Below are 22,294 nucleotides of genomic sequence, written 5' to 3'. Positions count from 1 at the left end.
AAAAGAGTATTTCCATGATAAGAAAAGACCTTAAACATATAAAGTTAGAAGTTAAGAGTGAGAAGTCAGACGTTGATTCACAAAATCAATTAGGTACGGACAACTTTATAACGGCTGAAGGAATTGAGATCAAAAAAACCTATTCTGAAAAAGATATTGAGGATTTAGAGTTTTTGGATTTCGGAGCGGGTTATGCACCCAATTTACGTGGCCCCTACGCAACAATGTATGTGAGACGTCCCTGGACCATTCGTCAGTATGCTGGATTTTCTACAGCAGAAGAAAGTAATGCCTTTTACAGACGAAACCTCGCTGCCGGACAAAAAGGATTGTCAATTGCTTTTGATCTCCCTACACATCGTGGTTACGATTCCGATCACGAACGTGTGGTTGGTGATGTCGGTAAAGCCGGCGTAGCTATTGATTCTGTTGAAGACATGAAAGTACTTTTTGATCAGATTCCGCTTGATGAGATGTCTGTTTCCATGACTATGAATGGTGCTGTTTTACCTATAATGGCTTTTTACATTGTAGCAGCAGAGGAACAGGGAGTCGCCATTGAAAAACTTTCAGGAACCATCCAGAATGACATCTTAAAAGAATTCATGGTACGTAATACCTATATTTATCCGCCAACGCCTTCCATGAAAATAATAGCCGATATTTTTGAATTTACGAGCAAAAAAATGCCGAAGTTCAACTCTATTTCTATTTCCGGTTATCATATGCAGGAAGCAGGTGCGACAGCCGATATTGAACTGGCGTATACTTTGGCAGATGGTTTAGAATACATCAGAACCGGTCTTTCTACCGGAATGACAATTGACCAGTTTGCACCACGCTTATCCTTTTTCTGGGCAATCGGAATGAATCATTTTATGGAAATTGCCAAAATGAGAGCCGGAAGAATGATCTGGGCCAAACTGATACAGCAATTTAATCCGAAAAGTGATAAATCTTTAGCCTTAAGAACACATTGTCAGACAAGTGGCTGGAGTTTAACAGAACAAGATCCTTTTAACAATGTGGCCCGTACCTGCATTGAAGCCACCGCAGCAGCTTTTGGCGGAACGCAGTCTTTGCATACCAACGCACTCGACGAAGCCATTGCTTTACCAACTGATTTCTCTGCCAGGATAGCGCGTAATACACAGATTTTTTTACAGGAAGAAACTAAAATCACTAAAACGGTGGATCCCTGGGCAGGAAGTTATTATGTGGAAAGCCTTACCAATGAAATTACAGAAAGTACCTGGAAACTCATTCAGGAGGTGGAAGAACTGGGCGGAATGACAAAAGCGATCGAAGCGGGGATTCCAAAACTGCGAATCGAAGAAGCTGCCGCCAGAAAACAGGCCCGAATTGACAGTGGTCAGGATATAATTGTTGGGGTAAATAAGTTTAGGTTAGAAAAAGAAGATCCGTTACATATTCTGGATGTCGACAACCAGATGGTTCGTAAACAACAAATAGAACGCCTTAAAGAAATAAAATCAAGCAGAGATACTGAAAAAGTAAATCAATCACTGGAAAAATTAATCCTTTGTGCTAAAACCGGACAGGGTAACTTACTTGAAATTGCTGTCGAAGCGGCAAGAAACAGAGCGACTTTAGGCGAAATAAGTGATGCTCTGGAAAGTATTTTTGGAAGGTTCAAAGCACAAATTAAATCCTTTAGCGGTGTGTATAGTGCAGCAATAAAAAACGATGAAACTTTTGAAAAGGCAAAACAACTAGCTGATGCCTTTGCCAAACAAGAAGGAAGACGTCCGAGAATTATGATTGCCAAAATGGGACAAGACGGACATGACAGAGGTGCAAAAGTGGTTGCAACCGGTTATGCCGATGTTGGTTTTGATGTAGATATAGGTCCGTTATTTCAAACTCCTGCCGAGGCTGCCAAACAAGCAGTAGAAAATGACGTACACATATTAGGTGTTTCATCGCTCGCCGCAGGACATAAAACATTAGTTCCTCAAGTAATTGAAGAACTTAAAAAACACGGACGCGAAGATATTATGGTAATCGTCGGAGGAGTAATTCCGGCACAGGATTATCAATATTTATTTGATGCCGGTGCAGTTGCCGTTTTTGGCCCCGGAACCAAAATCAGTGAGGCGGCTATCAAGATTCTTGATATTTTAATGGACTAAAAAATTTAAACATAAAAAAAACCTGCTTTTTACAGCAGGTTTTTCTATAAAGTTTACACTTTATTAATCGTTAATTGTAGCATTACTATCTGCTTCAATATAAGAAAGATCATAACCTCCGAAGGCTTTCATGTAACTTCTCAGTGAAGTACCGTAGGCATCTCTGAAACGCCTGTTTCCTCTGTTTTTAAAGAAGTTTTTTACTGAACCTGCGCCTCCAAGATGTGCAGCTGCTAAAATTCCGGATTCCGTAATTTCAACACCATTTATAACTTTTCCCTCATACTTTTCAATTTCATTGCGCAGAATCCATTTGTTTTTGGATAGTAACGCAATAAAAGCTTTTTCTTGTAAAGCAGGATCTTTCAGGAAAGCTTTGTCATTTTGAATACCAATAGCCCTCAAAGCTTTAGAACCAAACTGGTATTTGCCCATGTACCCTAAGGAATTTACTAACCGGTATTTTCCCTGGGATTCTTTAAAAGCGACTGCTTCTTTGAACCCGATCAGATGATTTCCGGTGTATGGGATGTTTAAATTTAAATTAGGATAATCATCCTTTTCTTGTGATGGAAGTAAGTATTCGGATCCATCCGTTTTTTCGATTAAAAACCAGGGTTTGGTTTTTAGATTAAAGGGTTTAAAACCCAGGCTTAAAAATGTAATAATAACAATCAAACTCGAGTAAAAGTACCATTTCTTTATCATAAATTGTTTTTCTTCAAAACGCTGTCACCTTTTTGAAATTTCTACGGTGCAAAGATAAAAAAAAATGTAATTATACTAAAAATCAACTGTTTAGCATTTTTAAAAATATAAGCCATGTGCTTTAAGCCCTTTATTGACGGAGTATTCCAAAGTTGGGGCAGGAATTTTAATCGTGTTCAAAACGGAAAAAATAGTTTTCAAAAAATGCGATTTTATGTTAATTTTAGCTAAATTGACATCAAAACTAAGAAAAAACTGACGGTATCTTTCGGGGTTTTCGACTGAAACCGGAATTCCATTTTGCACATTTCCGGATAACATTCCCTCAGCTCCATATCCAAAAGCTACATTTAACCACTTTGGAATTTTTGATTCTTTGGCAAAAGAATGAAGATTTACAGAAAGCCAATAGGTCTGTCCGTTGTAGTCTTTTAATATCTGTTCATTTAGTGAACTTCCTAATACATCCGGTCTTCTATTGGCGTAGGAAGTGGTGTGAAAAGAAAACTTAGGCGTAATACGTTGTTCCTTCCAAAGTAATTGTTGGGAAACATACAGGGCAGTTCCTGCTGTATTGGCTATAATATCTCCCGGAGAAGCTCCCCATTCAGAGGAATAGCCATCTAAAACTTCAACGGCAGCTAAAAAAACAAAACCAATACCGGCACCGTAAACCAATTGCTTTTTAGAATCGGCACCGCTCCAGTTCAGGGCTTCTGCGCCAAATCTTCCTAAATGATAAGCAGAATAGAAATGTCCGACTTTATCCATTTGCAGCCATTCATCATTATCATTTATAAAATGAAATTTAGACTGCGGATAATCGGCATACCAAATCTGATTCAAACCAATTAAAGTAGCTGAAGCTAAGGCAGCTTCAGTTACAATAACTGTATTTTGTCTTTTTAAATTTAAAGTATCTGAAGGCGTTAAAAAGGTGTCGATTTTACTCTGAGCTTTCACGGATTGAAAGTTCAATAAAAATAAAATCAATAAAATAGGGGCATTTTTTAAATTCAAAACTATCTTGTTACTCCCTGACCGGCAATCCAGTCTGAATATTTTTTTGCGTTTATGGTATGTTGTTCGTAAGTGGAAGCAAATTCGTGGTATCCGAAACGATCTACGCTTGCACAGAAGTAAATATAATCGTGTTTTTCAGGATTTAAAACGGCTTCAAGAGCTGTAATATCAGGCATAGCAATTGGTCCCGGAGGAAGTCCTACATTTACGTAAGTGTTATAAGGAGATTTCATGATCAGATCATTATAGAAAACCCTTTTAATCACCTGATCAAAATCATTAGACTTTAATTTTAAGGCATAAATCACGGTTGGATCAGCCTGTAATGGCATTGCCAAACGCAAACGGTTCAGATAAACACCGGCTATGCGAGGTCTTTCATCTTTCTTAACGGATTCTTTATGAACGATAGAAGCTAAAATTGTAGCCTGAACCGGAGTTAAACCTTGTGCTTTTGCTTTTGCAATTCTGTCGTCTGTCCAGAAATTATGATATTCCTTAATCATTTTATCACGGAATTTCTCCGCAGAAGTATTCCAGTAAATTTCATAGGTATTCGGAATAAACATCGCAAAGACATTCTCTTCATTAAAACCATTTTCTTTTAAGAAAGTAGAATCTTTAATGGCTTTCATGAGGGATAAACTGTCTGCTTCGATTTCAGAACCCACTCTTCCTGCAAAATTTTCTAAACGTTCCTGATTATTAAAGGCCAATTTTACGGGAACATTAGAACGCATCGCTCTTACCAAATCGATATTATTCATATCTTTTTTAAGTAAAAAGCGACCTGATTTTACGTTTTCGGGATAGCTTCTTTTATTGGCCACCATTTCAAAATTGTCGAAATTTTTAATATAAGGCGCTACTATTTTTTTTACATCCGTATAATTAGCTCCGGTCGGAACATATACATATACTTCTTTTTCTTCGAATTTAGTATTAGAACTAAAAATTCTACTAATTAGAATGAATCCGTAAATCATTAAAACTGAAATTACGGCTACGGCAGTTAACGTGATTACTTTTTTTATAGTCAAAGCTAAAATTTTAAAGTTGTTTATTAATTAATTGAAAAATTGCTTCGTCCTGATACTGGTTGTTTTGCAAAATCCAATCTTTTTTAATTCCTGTTTCCTTAAAGCCAAATTTAGTAAAAAGTGCTATACTAGCTACATTTCCTACATTAATATTTGCATATAATTGATGCAGGTTTAAATGATGAAATGCGTATTTAATTAATAACCCTAGCGCCTCAGAACCAACCTTTTGATTTCTATTATCTTTATTCTGAATGACAATTCCAATTCCGGCCCTGTTATTTTTCGGATCAAATTCAAATAAATCGATTAATCCGATAGCCGGAAAATCTTCATCCTGGCAGATCGCCAGTCGCAATTGTTTGGCTTCATAAATATCCTGATGCGCATTTTCAAGATATTGACGCACCAAAAATCTGCTGTAAGGTGTTTGTGTATTACTTACTTCCCAAATACTCTGATCGTTTTCCATGGCATAGACAAACTCCAGGTCATTAGGTTCTAATGCACGTAAATAAACGGAATCTCCTTTAAGAGTTATCATTTAGGTCCTGATTTAGATTTCGATAATTCCTTTAAATACAAATTTTGCCGGTCCGGTAAGGAAAACATTGGTAAAATGTTCGCCGATTTTATCAAAAGAAACCACCAGTTTCCCTCCTTCCACATTCAGGTTGATTGACGTTTTATCTGTCTGACCAGTGGCATTCATAGCAATTGCAACAGCTGTAGCGCCGGTACCACAAGCCAGGGTTTCGTCTTCAACACCTCTTTCGTAAGTACGAAGTGAAAAAGTTTCTTCATCCACTTTTTTTACAAAATTGATATTACTTCCTTTCTCGCCATACAATTCGCCATAACGAAGTGCTGCTCCGTTTTCTTTTACATTATAGTGCTCTAAATCTTCAACGATTTGTACGTGATGCGGAGAACCTGTATTTAAAAAAGTATAAGAATCATTCTTCTGAATTTGATCAACATCAATCATTTGCAATGAAATAATCGCATCATCCCCTACTGAAGCATGATGTAAACCATCCGTTGCAATAAAAGTGGCGCTATTTTCAATAACACCTAACTGATTGGCAAAAGCGACCAGACAGCGGCCACCATTTCCACACATGGAACTTTGGTTTCCATCTGAATTATAATACACCATCCTAAAATCGGTTTCAGTGTCATTTTCAAGTAAAATAAGTCCGTCTGCCCCAATTCCAAATCGTCTGTCACACAAACGCTCAATTAGTTTAATATTGTCTTTAGGAAAAAATTCCGAACGATTGTCAATCATCACAAAATCATTGCCTGTACCCTGATATTTATAGAATTCTATTTGCATTTTTATTCTGTTAAGAAGTACAAAAGTACAAACTATTAATTAATGAAATGTTAATCATTGTTAAAGAGCGTTAAACCATTTTTCAATATAATTTTTTCAATTAATTTTACGTTAAATAACTTAAACATAAATTCTAATTATGAAAAGATTTTCAGCCTTATTTTTAGTGTCATTGTTAAGCGGCGTTATTACTCTTGGTGCTTACAAGTTATTATTTGAAAGCAACAATTCTTTTTTTGGAAAAGGAAATTCTGTTGTAACCCTTGCTCCGGATTTATACGGCAGAAATGTGGCGCTGTCTGCTGAAACTGTCGATTTTACAGCTGCAGCGGACAAAACAATTCATACCGTCGTGCACGTAAAAAATGTCTCCCGACGAACCGTCAGTAATCCGATGATGGAATTTTTCTATGGCTATGGAGGACAGCAGCAACAAGAACAAGTAGGAACAGGTTCCGGTGTTATTATTTCTGAAGACGGATACATTGTAACCAACAATCACGTAATTAAAGATGCATCAGAAATTGAAATTACCTTAAACAATAAAAAATCGTACACTGCCAAACTTATAGGTACTGATTCTAAAATGGATATCGCATTATTAAAAATTAATGCTGATGAAAAACTTCCGTATACCGCTTTTGCAAATTCAGATGCTGTAAAAATCGGCGAATGGGTTTTGGCAGTCGGAAATCCATATAATCTGACTTCAACGGTAACAGCCGGTATAGTTTCGGCGAAAGCCAGAAATTTAGACACCAACGGAATTCAGTCCTTTATACAGACTGATGCCGCCGTAAACCCTGGAAACAGCGGTGGTGCATTGGTCAATACCAGAGGGGAATTAATTGGTATTAATACTATGATTTCCTCAATGACCGGCTCCTATGTTGGATACTCTTTTGCTGTTCCCTCTAATATTGCCAGAAAAATTATCGAGGACATTATGGAATACGGAAATGTTCAAAGAGGAATTTTAGGTGTTGAAGGTCGCGAATTAAATAGTAACGCATCAAAAGAATTAAGTATTGCGGAAACAGAAGGATTTTACGTTAATAAAGTTTCCAAAAATTCCGGAGCAGAAAAATCAGGACTTAAGGAAGGTGACGTAATTGTAAAACTGGACACTCAAAAAATCAGCTCATATGCAGATCTTTCAGGTTACATCAATACAAAACGCCCGAACGATGTGGTAAATGTAACTTTTATTAGAGACGCAAAAACCAAAGTAGTTCCCGTAACTTTAAGTAAAAATGAATTTTACAGTACCGAGTTTAAAGGAATCGAACTAGAAAACATTGATGCTGCTGATAAAAAGAAATTCCGAATTGATTATGGAGTAAAAATCAGAAGTATTACAAATGAAAATCTGATGCAGTATCAAAATGAGTTACAAGGCAATATTATTTTAAGTATTGATAATGTAAAAGCGACAAATGTTGAAACTGTTTCGAAACTTTTGAAACAAAAAGACGAAGGACAAAGTGTACGTATTGAAATGATCAATAAAGGAGGAGAAATCCTTAGAATTATTATTTGATTTATAGTCGCAGTTTTCAGTGACAGTATACAGTTTGTTTTTTAGACTAAAAACGGAGATTGTGACTGAAAACGAATCAAAAATCACATCCAAAAAAGCCATCTTAAAAAATAAGGTGGCTTTTTTATTTTCAAAAATAAATGCTAAAATAGTTTACGAAATCGATTGAAATGGATACTTTTGCGCAAAATTTTAAAATAGGACTCTATTTATTTTTTCAAATTTTCAATTATGAGCAAAAAAACTTTGTACCAAAAAGAAGTATCACTTCAAGTCGACCGAAGGAGAGCTGGTGTCGAATTAATTAAAATCATAAGTGATTTATGGTATGACAAATCCATCGAAATGGTTTTATTCAAAAATCAATTATTGGATAAAAATGTCAGCGACATTATCAACTTGCATCAGTATGCAGGTGAATTTGTCGGCAAACCCATCACCATTTTTGATTCTGTCGAAATAGCTCAGGTCATTTTATCATTAGATCTTCCTCCTGCAAAATTAGATTTGGGGAAATTAACGTACGAGTACCGTTTAGAAGATGAAAAATATCCGGACGCCAGATATTTTGTTCTGGACAAATTGAAAAAAGCAAAATCATCAGAGGAAATACAACCAAAAGACGTAGTTCTGTATGGCTTTGGAAGAATCGGTCGATTATTAGCACGAGAGCTAATGTCAAAAACCGGAAAGGGAAATCAATTACGTCTGAGAGCAATTGTAACCCGCGATACCAACGACGCTAATAGTTTAGAGAAAAGAGCTTCTTTATTACGTTATGATTCCATTCACGGAGACTTTCAGGGCTCCGTAACTACAGACCCCAAAAATAATGCTTTAATCATCAATGGAACTACAGTTCATATGATTACAGCAAATTCACCGGAAGAAATAGATTACACACAATACGGAATCAATGACGCATTGGTTATTGACAACACAGGAGTTTTTACGACAGAAGCCGCTTTAAAAAGACACTTAACATCAAATGGTGCTAGTAAAGTTTTACTGACTGCTCCCGGAAAAGGAGTCCCTAATATTGTTCATGGTGTAAATCATAACGATTACAATCCTGATGAAATCGATATTTTTTCTGCAGCATCTTGCACTACAAATGCGATCACGCCGGTTTTAAAAGCTATTGAAGATACTCTTGGAGTTGTAAAAGGTCATTTAGAAACCATTCATGCGTATACCAATGATCAGAATTTAGTGGATAATATGCACAAAAAATACCGTCGTGGAAGGGCTGCAGCCTTAAATATGGTCATTACAGAAACTGGTGCAGGAAGTGCGGTAGCAAAAGCATTACCATCGCTGGAAGGAAAATTAACGTCTAATGCGATACGAGTTCCAGTACCAAACGGTTCGTTGGTAGTTCTGAATTTAGAAGTTAAAAAAGGAACAAGTATTGCCGCGATTAATAAAATAATGAAAAAATATGCTCTGGAAGGAGAATTGGTAGAGCAGATTAAATATTCCCTAAACAACGAATTAGTTTCATCTGATATTGTTGGGACTTCAGCACCATCTATCTATGACAGTAATGCTACAATTGTCTCTAAAGACGGAAAAAGCATAGTGTTATATATTTGGTACGACAATGAATATGGCTACAGTCACCAGGTGATTCGTTTAGCCAAATATATTGCCAAAGTAAGACGTTTCACTTACTATTAATATAAACCAAAACCAATTATTGCTTAAAACCATCAGATATTCTGGTGGTTTTTTGTTTTCATCAGATGGGTAAAACGGTCGTACTTTTAACTTCAGAAATAACAAAAACAGTATTGATCAGAGAAACTTCAGGTAAAACAGATAATTTTTTCTGATGAAAATGATGATAGCTTTCCATATCCGGAATAATAATTTTAAGCATATAATCAAAGTTCCCGGAAACATAATTGCATTCTACCACTTCAGGTAAATTCAAAATCGACTGATTAAAACCTTCCGAAGTATCATAGGTTTGTTTGGTTAAGGTAACCTGACAATAAACAGTGAGATTATTTCCTAATTTTTTCTTGTTTAAAATCGATACATATTTCTCAATAACTCCCTCTTTTTCAAGACGTTTCACGCGATCATGAACCGGTGTTAACGATAAATTGATCTTGTTTGCAATGTCTTTTAAGGTGTAGTGCGCATCTTCCTGTAAAAGACGTAGGATTTTTTTGTCAGTTTCATCTAAAGCCATAACGAAAACGTTTTAAATTTTGATTGAAAAAAAGTCATTTTTTCTCTTTCCGAAGACAATAGCGCTTGCAAAAAGAAAAATTTTCTGTAAAAATACTAAATAAAATAATATTTTCTTATTTATCAGCGAATTATCAATAATATATTCTCTAACTGTAAATTTGTAAAAAACAATTTCACAAAACAAAAAAATATAACAATATGATAATAGGTGTTCCAAAAGAAATTAAGAATAACGAAAATCGTGTAGCAGTAACTCCAGCCGGTGTTTCTGAAATGAAAAAACACGGTCATGTAGTTTACGTTCAGGCAACTGCAGGTTTAGGTAGTGGTTTTGCTGATAATGAATATGAAGAGGCAGGTGCAACAGTTTTGGCAACTATCGAAGAAGTATACGCTATTGCTGAAATGATCATTAAAGTAAAAGAACCAATTGCTTCTGAATATCCATTAATCAAAAAAGATCAATTACTTTTTACCTATTTTCACTTTGCTTCCTCTGAAGAATTGACTCATGCCATGTTGGAAAAAGGCGCGGTGTGTTTAGCTTATGAAACTGTAGAAAAAGCAGATCGTAGTTTACCATTATTAGTTCCAATGTCTGAAGTTGCAGGTCGTATGGCTATTCAGCAAGGAGCTAAATACCTTGAAAAACCATTAAAAGGAAGAGGAATTCTCTTAGGTGGTGTTCCGGGTGTTCCACCGGCAAAAGTTTTAGTATTAGGCGGAGGAATCGTTGGAACGCAAGCAGCTAAAATGGCTGCTGGTCTTGGAGCTCAGGTTACTATTATGGATTTAAGCTTACCACGTTTACGTCAGTTAGATGATATTATGCCAGCGAATGTAAATACAGAAATGTCTAATCATTATAACATCACCAGAGCAATTGCAGATGCAGATTTGATTGTTGGTGCTGTGTTAATCCCAGGAGCAAAAGCACCTCACTTAATTACTCGTGATATGCTAAAATTAATGCGTCCGGGAACTGTTGTTGTTGACGTAGCAGTAGATCAGGGTGGTTGTATAGAGACTTGTACCCCGACAACTCACGAGAACCCTACTTTTATTATTGATGATATTGTTCACTACTGTGTCGCTAATATGCCAGGAGCTGTTCCTTATACATCTACTTTGGCTTTAACAAATGCAACTTTACCATACGCATTGCAATTAGCAAACAAAGGATGGGAAAAAGCTTGTGCTGAAAATGAAGAATTGAAAAAAGGATTAAATGTTGCTAATGGAAAAATCCTTTACAAAGGAGTTGCAGAAGCTTGGAATCTTCCTTTTAACGAAGAATTAGTGTTAGCAAACGCATAGTGCTGACATTAAAATAAGTGCTTACTAAAACACTGAATTTAAAAGGCTTTTCTTAATTGAAAAGCCTTTTTTATATTACAATAAAAATTATTTATGCAAAAATTATTTATTTAAAACCGCTTTACTATTTTTTAGCAGGAATTATTTCTTTTTCATTTAAAATTTCCTGCAGTACTTTAGCTTCAGTACCATTAGGAAAAGCAACCTTTATTTTTTGAGCAATTGTTGGTGCAATTTCAGTGATCGCTTTTTTATCGTAAGATTCACCCTTTTTGATATGCCACCCGTAAAAAATTGCAGGAACATGTGTGTCATAGCTATAAAGTGTCCCGTGCGACGTTCCTGTAGTTGAATATTCGATGTCTCCTGGTTTGTCAATAATAACTAAATCTCCGTTTTGAGTTACATCATAACCTTTTGCAACAAAATCTAAGTAATAATCATTTCCGGAATTAGCCATTATTTCCTCTTCTGTATAGACTTTTTTAACCTGTGGCTGTCCCATTAAAAAATCTTTAAAAGCCTTTTTAACATTTATCAGATCTAATCCTTTTTCTTTAATGATTTGTTTATTGAAGAAAACATTAAAATTGGAATAATTGGAAATTAAATCTACTCCGAAAGTTAAAGTTGAGAAATCCTGCATGCTTTTCTTAACGTGTTTTGAAGGATAATTATCAACATTGTACTTATGATCTTTTAAATAGATTACATTTTCAGCTCCAGCGTGATCTGCGGTCAGGAAAAGCAAGTAATTATCTTTTCCAACAGTTTTATCAAGATAAATTAAAAAATCGGCGATAGTCTGATCCAATCTCAAATACGTATCCTGAAGTTCCATAGAACGAGGTCCTAGTAAGTGACCTACATAATCTGTAGAAGAAAAACTTACGGTCAGGAAATCGGTAACATTATCCTTACCCAGACCTTCGCTTTCAATTGCTTTCATAGCAAACTCTGCCAATAAATCGTTCCCATAAGGAGTAGCTCTTAAAATACCGGCATCGTTTTTTTCATACATTTTTTTCAAATCATATGGAAAAACCGGAGCTGTACTGCCGTACAATTTTCCTTCATAAGGATTATTATCCGGTAAGCTCTCGTTATAGGTTCCAGCTGGTTTAAATAAATCCCACCCTTTATTAATATAAGGCAAATAATGCTTTTCATTATTAAATTGAGTAACCCAGTCAGGTAGTTTATCACCATAAAAAGTACTGGAAATAAAAGAACCCGTTTTACTATACCAAAAGGCCCAGTTCGCAAAATGACCGGCAGGCAAAATTGCACCACGATCTTTTAAACTAATACCAATCACCTTTCCGGCAAAATTGGTAGCCATTCTTACTTCGTCAGTAATAGTAGTAGCTTGCAGGTTTTTAGGAGACATAGCTCCCTCTTCAACTGTACCGTCTCCAAGAATTTTAACAGATGCATCATCTGTACAATACATTTCTTTACCAAGTGTTCTGCTAAACCATTCGTTTCCTACAATACCGTGTGTTGCAGGAGTAGTCCCTGTATAAATAGAAGCGTGTCCGGGAGCAGTATACGTTGGCATATAATTGTAATGCATATTTTGAAAAGTATATCCATTATTCATCAGTCGCTTAAATCCATTTTGAGAAAAATCATCAGAGAATCGATATAAATATTCCATTTTCATTTGATCTACTACAATACCTACTACCAACTTCGGGCGCTGTTGAGCACTTAAATTTGAGATAACAAACAATGTCAACAATACAATACTTTTTTTCATATGTAAATTATAATATTTACTACAAAAATACAGATTCACATTTAGATAGGCTAACCCACTATAATTTAAAACCTAAAATTGATTATAATTTAACAGAACTCATCTCCGGTATATCCTTAGTTATTGTTTGTGGGCGTTTCCCTGTGGGTCGGGCTCTACGCTAAATCTTTTGCGGGATTGGTTTGGGGTGCTTTGAGAGATTTACGTTTCCCGCAAAAGGATACCGCTGCGATACCTAACGCACTTTAAGGGTATAAACATGCCTGTTATGGGAGGCTGGGAATTTCTCGATCACTTCACCTCTTCGGATTACACCGAATTTAACAAGGCAAAGGTAATCGTATTATCTTCCACTATTGACCCTGAAGACTTAGCCAAAGCAAAGAAATATCCAATCATTATAGACTTTCTTTCCAAGCCAATAACACAGCCTATGCTTGAGTATCTTAAAAAAAAGATAGAACCATAGTACATCTCTTCAATTTATAATTTTTCCAATGGCGTTTCCCTTTGGGCCGGGCTCTTCACTAAATCTTTTGCGGGATTGGTTTTGGGGTGCTTTTAGAGATACACGTTCCCCGCAAAAGGATACCGCTGCGATCCCTAACGCAGTTTAAGGGCAATTTGAGATCTGTTTTCAAAAGAATCCCAAACAGCCCCTCCAGCCTTGCATCCCTTGCAATTTAATACCATTCACAAACTCCAAAAACTCCTTTGCGGACTTTGCGTTTAAATTCCACGATTCAACATAAAACAAAAAACCCTGTTTCGTTTGAAACAGGGCTTTTAAAAAGAAAGGCGACGACATACTCTCCCACATAACTGCAGTACCATCTGCGCAGGCGGGCTTAACTACTCTGTTCGGGATGGGAAGAGGTGAGCCCCGCCGCAATAACCACCTTAAGGTCGTTGTTACTTGAGGTAACTTGCAATTAATTAAAAATTTAGAATTAAAAATTAAAAAAATTGCAATAATATCTTAACATACTGAGATAAAGAAAGTTTTTTATTTTAGAAAGTTTCTCCCCGAGCCTTGCGGCCCGGGAAAAGGGTGTACATAAGCTTACGGATTATTAGTACTACTCGACTATGACATTACTGCCTTTACATCTATAGCCTATCAACGTGGTCATCTTCCACGATCCTTAAAAGAAATCTCATCTTGTGGTGGGTTTCGCGCTTATATGCTTTCAGCGCTTATCCCTTCCAAACGTAGCTACTCTGCGATGCTCCTGGCGGAACAACAGATACACTAGAGGTTTGTCCAATTCGGTCCTCTCGTACTAGAATCAGATCCACTCAAATTTCTAACGCCCACAGTAGATAGAGACCGAACTGTCTCACGACGTTCTGAACCCAGCTCGCGTGCCACTTTAATGGGCGAACAGCCCAACCCTTGGGACCTTCTCCAGCCCCAGGATGTGACGAGCCGACATCGAGGTGCCAAACCCCCCCGTCGATATGAGCTCTTGGGGGAGATCAGCCTGTTATCCCCGGCGTACCTTTTATCCTTTGAGCGATGGCCCTTCCATGCGGAACCACCGGATCACTATGCTCTACTTTCGTACCTGATCGACCTGTATGTCTCTCAGTCAAGCTCCCTTATGCCATTGCACTCTACGCACGGTTACCAAGCGTACTGAGGGAACCTTTAGAAGCCTCCGTTACTCTTTTGGAGGCGACCACCCCAGTCAAACTACCCACCAAGCAATGTCCCCCACGTTTGTGGGGTTAGGCCTCAGATAAACAAAGGGTTGTATTTCAACAATGACTCCACAACGCCTGGCGACGCCACTTCACAGTCTCCAACCTATCCTACACATCATTTATCCAAGGTCAATACTAAGCTATAGTAAAGGTGCACAGGGTCTTTTCGTCCCACTGCGGGTAAACGGCATCTTCACCGTTACTACAATTTCACCGAGCTCATGGCTGAGACAGTGTCCAGATCGTTACACCATTCGTGCAGGTCGGAACTTACCCGACAAGGAATTTCGCTACCTTAGGACCGTTATAGTTACGGCCGCCGTTTACTGGGGCTTCAATTCAATGCTTCTCCGAAGATAACATCTCCTCTTAACCTTCCAGCACCGGGCAGGTGTCAGGCCCTATACTTCATCTTACGATTTTGCAGAGCCCTGTGTTTTTGATAAACAGTCGCCTGGACCTCTTCACTGCGGCCCTGTATTGCTACAGGGCGACCCTTCTCCCGAAGTTACGGGTCTATTTTGCCTAATTCCTTAGCCATGAATCTCTCGAGCACCTTAGGATTCTCTCCTCAACTACCTGTGTCGGTTTACGGTACTGGTACTAATTACCTGAAGTTTAGAGGTTTTTCTTGGAAGCCCTTAGGCGCACTATCTCTTTGTCCGAAGACTCCGAGTACTATCGTATTTCCCCAAGCCGCGTGGATTTGCCTGCGCAGCTTATAGGTAGGTACTTCAACGAACTATTCCGTCAGTTCGCGGCGCTTTCATCACTCCGTCACCCCATCACAGTAATTAGTAGTACGGGAATATTAACCCGTTAGCCATCGACTGTCCCTTTCGGGTTCGCCTTAGGACCAGACTAACCCACAGCTGATTAGCATAGCTGTGGAAACCTTAGTTTTTCGGTGTGCGGGTTTCTCGCCCGCATTATCGTTACTTATGCCTACATTTTCTTTTCTAACCAGTCCAGCATACCTTACGATACACCTTCAACCCTGTTAGAATGCTCCCCTACCACTTAGAGTAAACTCTAAATCCATAGCTTCGGTAATATACTTATGCCCGATTATTATCCATGCTCGTCCGCTCGACTAGTGAGCTGTTACGCACTCTTTAAATGAATGGCTGCTTCCAAGCCAACATCCTAGCTGTCTGGGCAGACAAACCTCGTTCTTTCAACTTAGTATATATTTGGGGACCTTAGCTGATGGTCTGGGTTCTTTCCCTCTCGGACTTGGACCTTAGCACCCAAGCCCTCACTGTTATCAATCATTATATAGCATTCGGAGTTTGTCAGGAATTGGTAGGCGGTGAAGCCCCCGCATCCAATCAGTAGCTCTACCTCTATATAACTAAAATAACGCTGCACCTAAATGCATTTCGGGGAGTACGAGCTATTTCCGAGTTTGATTGGCCTTTCACCCCTACCCACAGGTCATCCGAAGACTTTTCAACGTCAACCGGTTCGGACCTCCACTGTGTGTTACCACAGCTTCATCCTGCCCATGGGTAGATCACACGGTTTCGCGTCTAACACTACTGACTAAAGCGCCCTATTCAGACTCGCTTTCGCTACGGATCCGTGACTTAACCACTTATCCTTGCCAGCAACGTTAACTCGTAGGCTCATTATGCAAAAGGCACGCCGTCACCCCACGAAAGGGCTCCGACCGCTTGTAAGCGTATGGTTTCAGGATCTATTTCACTCCGTTATTCACGGTTCTTTTCACCTTTCCCTCACGGTACTGGTTCACTATCGGTCTCTCAGGAGTATTTAGCCTTAGCGGATGGTCCCGCCAAATTCAGACAGGGTTTCACGTGCCCCGCCCTACTCAGGATACCACTATCTATTATACTCATTACTTATACAGGGCTATCACCTTCTCCGGCTTTACTTTCCAGTAAATTCTAATTCTTTGTACATAAAATGTCGTGGTCCTACAACCCCAACATTGCCGTAACAACATTGGTTTGGGCTAATCCGCGTTCGCTCGCCACTACTTACGGAATCACTTTTGTTTTCTTCTCCTCCGCCTACTTAGATGTTTCAGTTCAGCGGGTTTGCCCACCTATCGGTGTACTATGTCTTCAACATAGTGGGTTGCCCCATTCAGGTATCTACGGATCAATCGGTGTGTGCCCGTCCCCGTAGCTTTTCGCAGCTTATCACGCCTTTCATCGCCTCTGAGAGCCAAGGCATCCCCCATACGCCCTTATTTTGCTTATTGTACCAATCATAAAATCAATTATGACCGTTTTTTTTGTCTTTTACTATAAATAGTAAAAAACGCTTTCTACTTTTTATTATTTCTTATCTCAATATGTCAATGAACTTTGTTTAGCTATAAGCTTTAGGCATTACGCCTTAGGCTTTTTTGCTTACGGCTTAAAGCATATAGCTTAAAACCTTTTGTGGAGAATAACGGAGTCGAACCGTTGACCTCCTGCGTGCAAGGCAGGCGCTCTAGCCAGCTGAGCTAATCCCCCTTTTTAATTAAAAATTAAAAATCGTGAATTAAAAATTATGAACTTTTTGATCCTTAATCTTTCAACTTCTAAAATTTCCTTTTTTTAAGTTTAAATAGTTGTCTCGGACAGACTCGAACTGTCGACCCCTACATTATCAGTGTAGTACTCTAACCAGCTGAGCTACGAGACACTCTTATTCCTAAAATTTATTATTTGAACTAACAGCAAGAGTAAAATAGTCTTAAAATTAAAACCTTTAAAGCTTCTTCTTTTTTCCTCAGCGTGCACAAGTGCTAACACTAAGGCTCTAGAAAGGAGGTGTTCCAGCCGCACCTTCCGGTACGGCTACCTTGTTACGACTTAGCCCTAGTTACCAGTTTTACCCTAGGCAGCTCCTTGCGGTCACCGACTTCAGGCACCCCCAGCTTCCATGGCTTGACGGGCGGTGTGTACAAGGCCCGGGAACGTATTCACCGGATCATGGCTGATATCCGATTACTAGCGATTCCAGCTTCACGGAGTCGAGTTGCAGACTCCGATCCGAACTGTGACCGGTTTTATAGATTCGCTCCTGGTCGCCCAGTGGCTGCTCTCTGTACCGGCCATTGTAGCACGTGTGTAGCCCAAGGCGTAAGGGCCGTGATGATTTGACGTCATCCCCACCTTCCTCACAGTTTGCACTGGCAGTCTTGTTAGAGTTCCCGACACGACTCGCTGGCAACTAACAACAGGGGTTGCGCTCGTTATAGGACTTAACCTGACACCTCACGGCACGAGCTGACGACAACCATGCAGCACCTTGTAAATTGTCTTGCGAAAGATCTGTTTCCAAACCGGTCAATCTACATTTAAGCCTTGGTAAGGTTCCTCGCGTATCATCGAATTAAACCACATGCTCCACCGCTTGTGCGGGCCCCCGTCAATTCCTTTGAGTTTCATTCTTGCGAACGTACTCCCCAGGTGGGATACTTATCACTTTCGCTTAGCCACTGAAATTGCTTCCAACAGCTAGTATCCATCGTTTACGGCGTGGACTACCAGGGTATCTAATCCTGTTCGCTACCCACGCTTTCGTCCATCAGCGTCAATCAATTAGTAGTAACCTGCCTTCGCAATTGGTATTCCATGTAATCTCTAAGCATTTCACCGCTACACTACATATTCTAGTTACTTCCTAATAATTCAAGTTCAGCAGTATCAATGGCCGTTCCACCGTTGAGCGATGGGCTTTCACCACTGACTTACTAAACCGCCTACGGACCCTTTAAACCCAATGATTCCGGATAACGCTTGGATCCTCCGTATTACCGCGGCTGCTGGCACGGAGTTAGCCGATCCTTATTCTTACAGTACCGTCAAGCTGGTTCACGAACCAGTGTTTCTTCCTGTACAAAAGCAGTTTACAATCCATAGGACCGTCATCCTGCACGCGGCATGGCTGGATCAGGCTTGCGCCCATTGTCCAATATTCCTCACTGCTGCCTCCCGTAGGAGTCTGGTCCGTGTCTCAGTACCAGTGTGGGGGATCTCCCTCTCAGGACCCCTACCCATCGTAGCCTTGGTAAGCCGTTACCTTACCAACTAGCTAATGGGACGCATGCTCATCTTTTACCGTTGTGACTTTAATAATATCTCGATGCCGAGTCATTATACTATGAGGTATTAATCCAAATTTCTCTGGGCTATCCCTCTGTAAAAGGTAGATTGCATACGCGTTACGCACCCGTGCGCCGGTCTCTGGTTCCGAAGAACCATACCCCTCGACTTGCATGTGTTAAGCCTGCCGCTAGCGTTCATCCTGAGCCAGGATCAAACTCTTCATCGTATATTGTTGATCTGATTAATCAGATCGTTTTGTTATTCGAATCAGTCTCTATCGGTTCTTTCTAATCTCTCGATTATCTTACTCTTTATTCTTTTGCCTTAACATCTCTGTTAAAGCGGCTGTCAATTCAATATGTCTACGAACGTGTATTTCTTCTTTTCGCTTGTTTCTCAAAGCGGGTGCAAAACTACAACTTCTTTTTTAATTAGCAAGAACTTTATGAAGATTTTTTTTGAAACTTTTTTCAAGTCTCGCATCCTCCAAATCCCTACCAATCTATCAATGAACTTTCCGTGTTTTGCGGGGTGCAAATGTAACATCTGTTTTCAAATCTCACAAGCTTTTTTAAATCTTTTTTGAAAATAAATTTTCGTCTTGATTTGTAATGCCTGTCAGTATTTCGATGAACGTCTGTCACTGTTGCGGGTGCAAAAGTAGTCCCTTTATTTACATTTACAAGGCTTTTACTTATATAATTTACATCTTTTTCAAAACTTTTTCTTAACTCTCTGATAACAGAGTTTTTACAAATTAAACATTTTTACCATTTGTAAGGAATTTCAACAGGTCTTTGCGATTAATCCAACCAACACTTTATCTTAGCCTCCCTTTTTAGCGGGTCTTCCAATTCTAAAGCGTTTTTCTGCCCTTTTAACAAATAACCTCTTTTGTCTTTCTTTGGGGCTAAACGGGGGTTTTCACGCCTGTATTGTTACGGAGCCCCTTAAAAAGCCAACTTTAAAGTCTTAGCTCACGCAAAGGCGGAAAGTTTATTTTCTTTCATATGTATAACGTGCATCTCTTTTGAAAACTACTGCCATAGCCTCGATGGAAGTGGAAATCCTTTTGTCCGCCGCGGCGGACAAAAGATTGGAACGGACAGCGGGATTAAGCTCCTTGTTAAGAACCAATTTTTTAAATACCAAATCCAAAAGCTTCGACTGCGCTCAGCTGGAAAGAATAATTCCTATATACCTATATGTATAAAAAACAAACCCGACAGGTTTTCAAAACCTGTCGGGGTGTAGAACCGAAATCTTACCTTATATATAGGAGAATTTCACCCTTACTATATTAGGACAAAACGGCCTACATTATTACAATTCACATTCTTCTTACATATTATAGTATAAACATGCCGATATGTATTGTATGTATTTTTGTAATGCGTTATATTTGCATTCACAAAATTAAAAACAATGATTAAGATTACTTTACCCGACGGGTCAATTAGAGAGTTTGCTTCAGGCGTAACTCCAATGGAGGTTGCGAAAAGCATTAGCGAAGGATTTGCCAGAAACGTGATTTCTGCATCTTTTAATGGTACAACAATTGAAACCGAAACTCCATTGACGACCGACGGTAGTCTTATATTATACACCTGGAATGATGCTGAAGGCAAAAAAGCTTTCTGGCACTCGACTTCGCACGTTATGGCACAAGCACTTGAGGAATTGTATCCGGGAATTAAATTAACGCTTGGACCTGCAATTTCTAATGGTTTCTACTATGATGTTGATTTTGAAGATCAAAAAATCACTGATGCTGATTTTAAAAAGATTGAAGATCGCGTTCTTGAGATTTCGAGAGGGAAACATGAATTCAAAATGCGCCCTGTTAGCAAGGCAGATGCATTAGAGCTATATAAAGACAACGTTTACAAGACTGAATTGATTTCGAATCTTGAAGACGGAACAATCACATTTTGTGATCATGCTACTTTTACTGATTTATGCAGAGGTGGACATATTCCGAATACCGGGATCATCAAAGCCTTTAAAATCATGAGCGTTGCCGGTGCTTATTGGAGAGGTGATGAGAAAAACAAACAGCTGACTCGTGTTTACGGAACTTCTTTCCCTAAACAAAAGGACTTAACTGAGTATCTTGAACTTCTTGAGGAAGCTAAACGTCGCGATCACCGTAAATTAGGTAAAGAATTAGAATTGTTTGCTTTTTCTCAAAAAGTGGGTGCTGGTTTACCTCTTTGGCTACCAAAAGGTGCTGCACTTAGAGACAGACTTGAGCAATTTCTTAAAAAAGCGCAAAAGAAAGCGGGATACGAGCAAGTAGTTACTCCACATATTGGACAGAAAGAACTTTATGTAACTTCCGGTCACTATGCAAAATACGGGGCAGATAGTTTTCAACCGATCAATACTCCTGCTGAAGGTGAAGAGTTTTTATTGAAACCGATGAACTGTCCTCACCACTGTGAGATCTATAATGTAAGACCCTGGTCCTACAAGGATTTACCTAAACGTTATGCTGAATTTGGTACTGTTTACAGATATGAGCAATCTGGTGAATTGCACGGTTTAACTCGTGTTAGAGGATTTACTCAGGATGATGCGCATATTTTTTGTACTCCGGAGCAATTGGATGAAGAGTTTAAAAAAGTAATTGATTTAGTATTATATGTATTCGGATCGTTAGGTTTTGAAAACTTTACTGCTCAAATTTCGTTGCGAGATAAAGAAAACAGAGACAAATACATTGGTACAGACGAAAATTGGGAGAAAGCTGAAAATGCCATTATCAATGCTGCTGCCGATAAAGGACTGAATACTGTTGTAGAATATGGCGAAGCTGCTTTTTATGGCCCGAAGCTTGACTTTATGGTAAAAGATGCTTTAGGCAGACAATGGCAATTAGGAACAATTCAGGTGGATTACAACCTTCCTGAGCGTTTTGAATTGACTTACAAAGGTGCTGATAACGAATTACACAGACCTGTAATGATTCACAGAGCTCCTTTTGGATCAATGGAACGTTTTATCGCAATTTTACTGGAACACACTGCAGGAAATTTCCCGCTTTGGCTAATGCCGGAACAGGCTATAATCTTGTCTTTGAGCGAGAAATATGAAATATATGCTAAAAAAGTTTTAGATTTGCTAGAAAATCACGAAATTCGCGCCCTAATTGACAACAGAAGCGAGACTATTGGTAAGAAAATTAGAGATGCAGAGATGCAGAAAATACCGTTTATGCTTATTGTAGGTGAGGAAGAAGAGAAGAACGGAACAATTTCAATTCGTCGTCACGGTCAGGAAGGAAAAGGGAATATTACAGTTACAATTGAGGAATTTGTCGCTATTGTAAACGAAGAAATAAAAAAGACATTAAAAGTTTTTACAGTTTAACTTAAATTATAAAGTCATAGCAATAAGAAGCAACAGAGGTTACCAACCTCGAGTAGAAAAA

Annotated in this window: 12 protein-coding genes, 2 tRNA genes and 3 rRNA genes; 5 read left to right on the top strand and 12 right to left on the bottom strand. The window is 38.7% G+C overall.

Translation table 11 applies throughout. From position 1 onward, the window contains the following. The first annotated feature begins 14 nt into the window (after nucleotides 1-14). The gene (gene scpA / locus HAV12_RS05710) at nucleotides 15-2,153 is read left to right on the top strand and encodes a methylmalonyl-CoA mutase (RefSeq protein WP_171568817.1); all 2,139 of its coding nucleotides are present in this window, start codon (nucleotides 15-17) and stop codon (nucleotides 2,151-2,153) included. Between the two features lie 63 nt (nucleotides 2,154-2,216). On the opposite strand, the gene HAV12_RS05705 is transcribed toward scpA, so the two are convergent. The 5 genes from HAV12_RS05705 to dapF form a co-directional block, all read right to left on the bottom strand. Further along, the gene (locus tag HAV12_RS05705; RefSeq protein WP_171568816.1) at nucleotides 2,217-2,861 is read right to left on the bottom strand and encodes a peptidoglycan-binding protein LysM; all 645 of its coding nucleotides are present in this window, start codon (nucleotides 2,859-2,861) and stop codon (nucleotides 2,217-2,219) included. Nucleotides 2,862-2,960: 99 nt separating this feature from the next. Beyond that, nucleotides 2,961-3,824, bottom strand: coding sequence for a DUF2279 domain-containing protein (locus HAV12_RS05700; protein WP_240345237.1), 864 nt, complete (start codon nucleotides 3,822-3,824; stop codon nucleotides 2,961-2,963). 59 nt (nucleotides 3,825-3,883) lie between these two features. Beyond that, nucleotides 3,884-4,924, bottom strand: coding sequence for an endolytic transglycosylase MltG (mltG, locus tag HAV12_RS05695; protein WP_132038116.1), 1,041 nt, complete (start codon nucleotides 4,922-4,924; stop codon nucleotides 3,884-3,886). Between the two features lie 10 nt (nucleotides 4,925-4,934). Continuing rightward, nucleotides 4,935-5,468: a GNAT family N-acetyltransferase gene (locus HAV12_RS05690; protein WP_171568814.1), complete on the bottom strand. Its 534-nt coding sequence runs from the start codon at nucleotides 5,466-5,468 to the stop codon at nucleotides 4,935-4,937. Between the two features lie 12 nt (nucleotides 5,469-5,480). Then, complete coding sequence (gene dapF / locus HAV12_RS05685; RefSeq protein ID WP_171568813.1) at nucleotides 5,481-6,263, bottom strand: diaminopimelate epimerase; 783 nt, start codon at nucleotides 6,261-6,263, stop codon at nucleotides 5,481-5,483. A gap of 139 nt (nucleotides 6,264-6,402) precedes the next feature. Here dapF and HAV12_RS05680 point away from each other — a divergent pair, with 139 nt between their 5' ends. Both HAV12_RS05680 and HAV12_RS05675 read left to right on the top strand, forming a co-directional pair. Continuing rightward, on the top strand, nucleotides 6,403-7,803 hold the full coding sequence (locus HAV12_RS05680; RefSeq protein ID WP_171568812.1) for a trypsin-like peptidase domain-containing protein: 1,401 nt from the start codon (nucleotides 6,403-6,405) through the stop codon (nucleotides 7,801-7,803). A gap of 231 nt (nucleotides 7,804-8,034) precedes the next feature. Further along, nucleotides 8,035-9,483, top strand: a complete 1,449-nt coding sequence (locus HAV12_RS05675) for a glyceraldehyde-3-phosphate dehydrogenase (protein ID WP_171568811.1) — start codon at nucleotides 8,035-8,037, stop codon at nucleotides 9,481-9,483. Nucleotides 9,484-9,544: 61 nt separating this feature from the next. Here the strand turns inward: HAV12_RS05675 and HAV12_RS05670 are convergent, their stop codons facing one another. Continuing rightward, nucleotides 9,545-10,003, bottom strand: coding sequence for an Lrp/AsnC family transcriptional regulator (locus HAV12_RS05670; protein ID WP_127339627.1), 459 nt, complete (start codon nucleotides 10,001-10,003; stop codon nucleotides 9,545-9,547). A 200-nt stretch (nucleotides 10,004-10,203) separates the two neighbouring features. On the opposite strand from HAV12_RS05670, the gene ald reads away from it, so the two are divergent. Beyond that, the gene (gene ald, locus HAV12_RS05665; protein ID WP_171568810.1) at nucleotides 10,204-11,322 is read left to right on the top strand and encodes an alanine dehydrogenase; all 1,119 of its coding nucleotides are present in this window, start codon (nucleotides 10,204-10,206) and stop codon (nucleotides 11,320-11,322) included. A gap of 124 nt (nucleotides 11,323-11,446) precedes the next feature. Here ald and pafA read toward each other — a convergent pair whose 3' ends face one another. From pafA to HAV12_RS05635, 6 genes are all read right to left on the bottom strand, one after another. Further along, nucleotides 11,447-13,084, bottom strand: coding sequence for an alkaline phosphatase PafA (gene pafA, locus HAV12_RS05660; RefSeq protein ID WP_171568809.1), 1,638 nt, complete (start codon nucleotides 13,082-13,084; stop codon nucleotides 11,447-11,449). A gap of 793 nt (nucleotides 13,085-13,877) precedes the next feature. Then, a 5S ribosomal RNA gene (gene rrf / locus HAV12_RS05655) occupies nucleotides 13,878-13,987 on the bottom strand. A gap of 150 nt (nucleotides 13,988-14,137) precedes the next feature. Continuing rightward, nucleotides 14,138-17,021: ribosomal RNA gene (locus HAV12_RS05650) — 23S ribosomal RNA — on the bottom strand. A 185-nt stretch (nucleotides 17,022-17,206) separates the two neighbouring features. After that, nucleotides 17,207-17,280 (bottom strand) — tRNA-Ala (locus HAV12_RS05645). Between the two features lie 98 nt (nucleotides 17,281-17,378). Beyond that, nucleotides 17,379-17,452 (bottom strand) — tRNA-Ile (locus HAV12_RS05640). Nucleotides 17,453-17,573: 121 nt separating this feature from the next. Further along, nucleotides 17,574-19,087: ribosomal RNA gene (locus tag HAV12_RS05635) — 16S ribosomal RNA — on the bottom strand. The 16S, 23S and 5S rRNA genes sit together here with 2 tRNA genes alongside, the layout of an rRNA operon. A 1,199-nt stretch (nucleotides 19,088-20,286) precedes the next feature. Here HAV12_RS05635 and thrS point away from each other — a divergent pair. Further along, nucleotides 20,287-22,233, top strand: a complete 1,947-nt coding sequence (gene thrS, locus HAV12_RS05630; RefSeq protein ID WP_132038303.1) for a threonine--tRNA ligase — start codon at nucleotides 20,287-20,289, stop codon at nucleotides 22,231-22,233. Nucleotides 22,234-22,294 lie beyond the last annotated feature (61 nt).

Source organism: Flavobacterium sp. CLA17 (genome assembly GCF_013112255.2).
Taxonomy (GTDB): Bacteria; Bacteroidota; Bacteroidia; order Flavobacteriales; family Flavobacteriaceae; genus Flavobacterium; species Flavobacterium circumlabens.
This window is presented reverse-complemented; position numbering and strand designations above follow the sequence as displayed.

Coding starts and splice junctions, on each gene's coding strand:
- scpA (WP_171568817.1), top strand. CDS start 15: ATGATAAGAAAAGACCTTAAACATATAAAGTTAGAAGTTAAGAGTGAG.
- HAV12_RS05705 (WP_171568816.1), bottom strand. CDS start 2,861: ATGATAAAGAAATGGTACTTTTACTCGAGTTTGATTGTTATTATTACA.
- HAV12_RS05690 (WP_171568814.1), bottom strand. CDS start 5,468: ATGATAACTCTTAAAGGAGATTCCGTTTATTTACGTGCATTAGAACCT.
- dapF (WP_171568813.1), bottom strand. CDS start 6,263: ATGCAAATAGAATTCTATAAATATCAGGGTACAGGCAATGATTTTGTG.
- HAV12_RS05680 (WP_171568812.1), top strand. CDS start 6,403: ATGAAAAGATTTTCAGCCTTATTTTTAGTGTCATTGTTAAGCGGCGTT.
- HAV12_RS05675 (WP_171568811.1), top strand. CDS start 8,035: ATGAGCAAAAAAACTTTGTACCAAAAAGAAGTATCACTTCAAGTCGAC.
- HAV12_RS05670 (WP_127339627.1), bottom strand. CDS start 10,003: ATGGCTTTAGATGAAACTGACAAAAAAATCCTACGTCTTTTACAGGAA.
- ald (WP_171568810.1), top strand. CDS start 10,204: ATGATAATAGGTGTTCCAAAAGAAATTAAGAATAACGAAAATCGTGTA.
- pafA (WP_171568809.1), bottom strand. CDS start 13,084: ATGAAAAAAAGTATTGTATTGTTGACATTGTTTGTTATCTCAAATTTA.
- thrS (WP_132038303.1), top strand. CDS start 20,287: ATGATTAAGATTACTTTACCCGACGGGTCAATTAGAGAGTTTGCTTCA.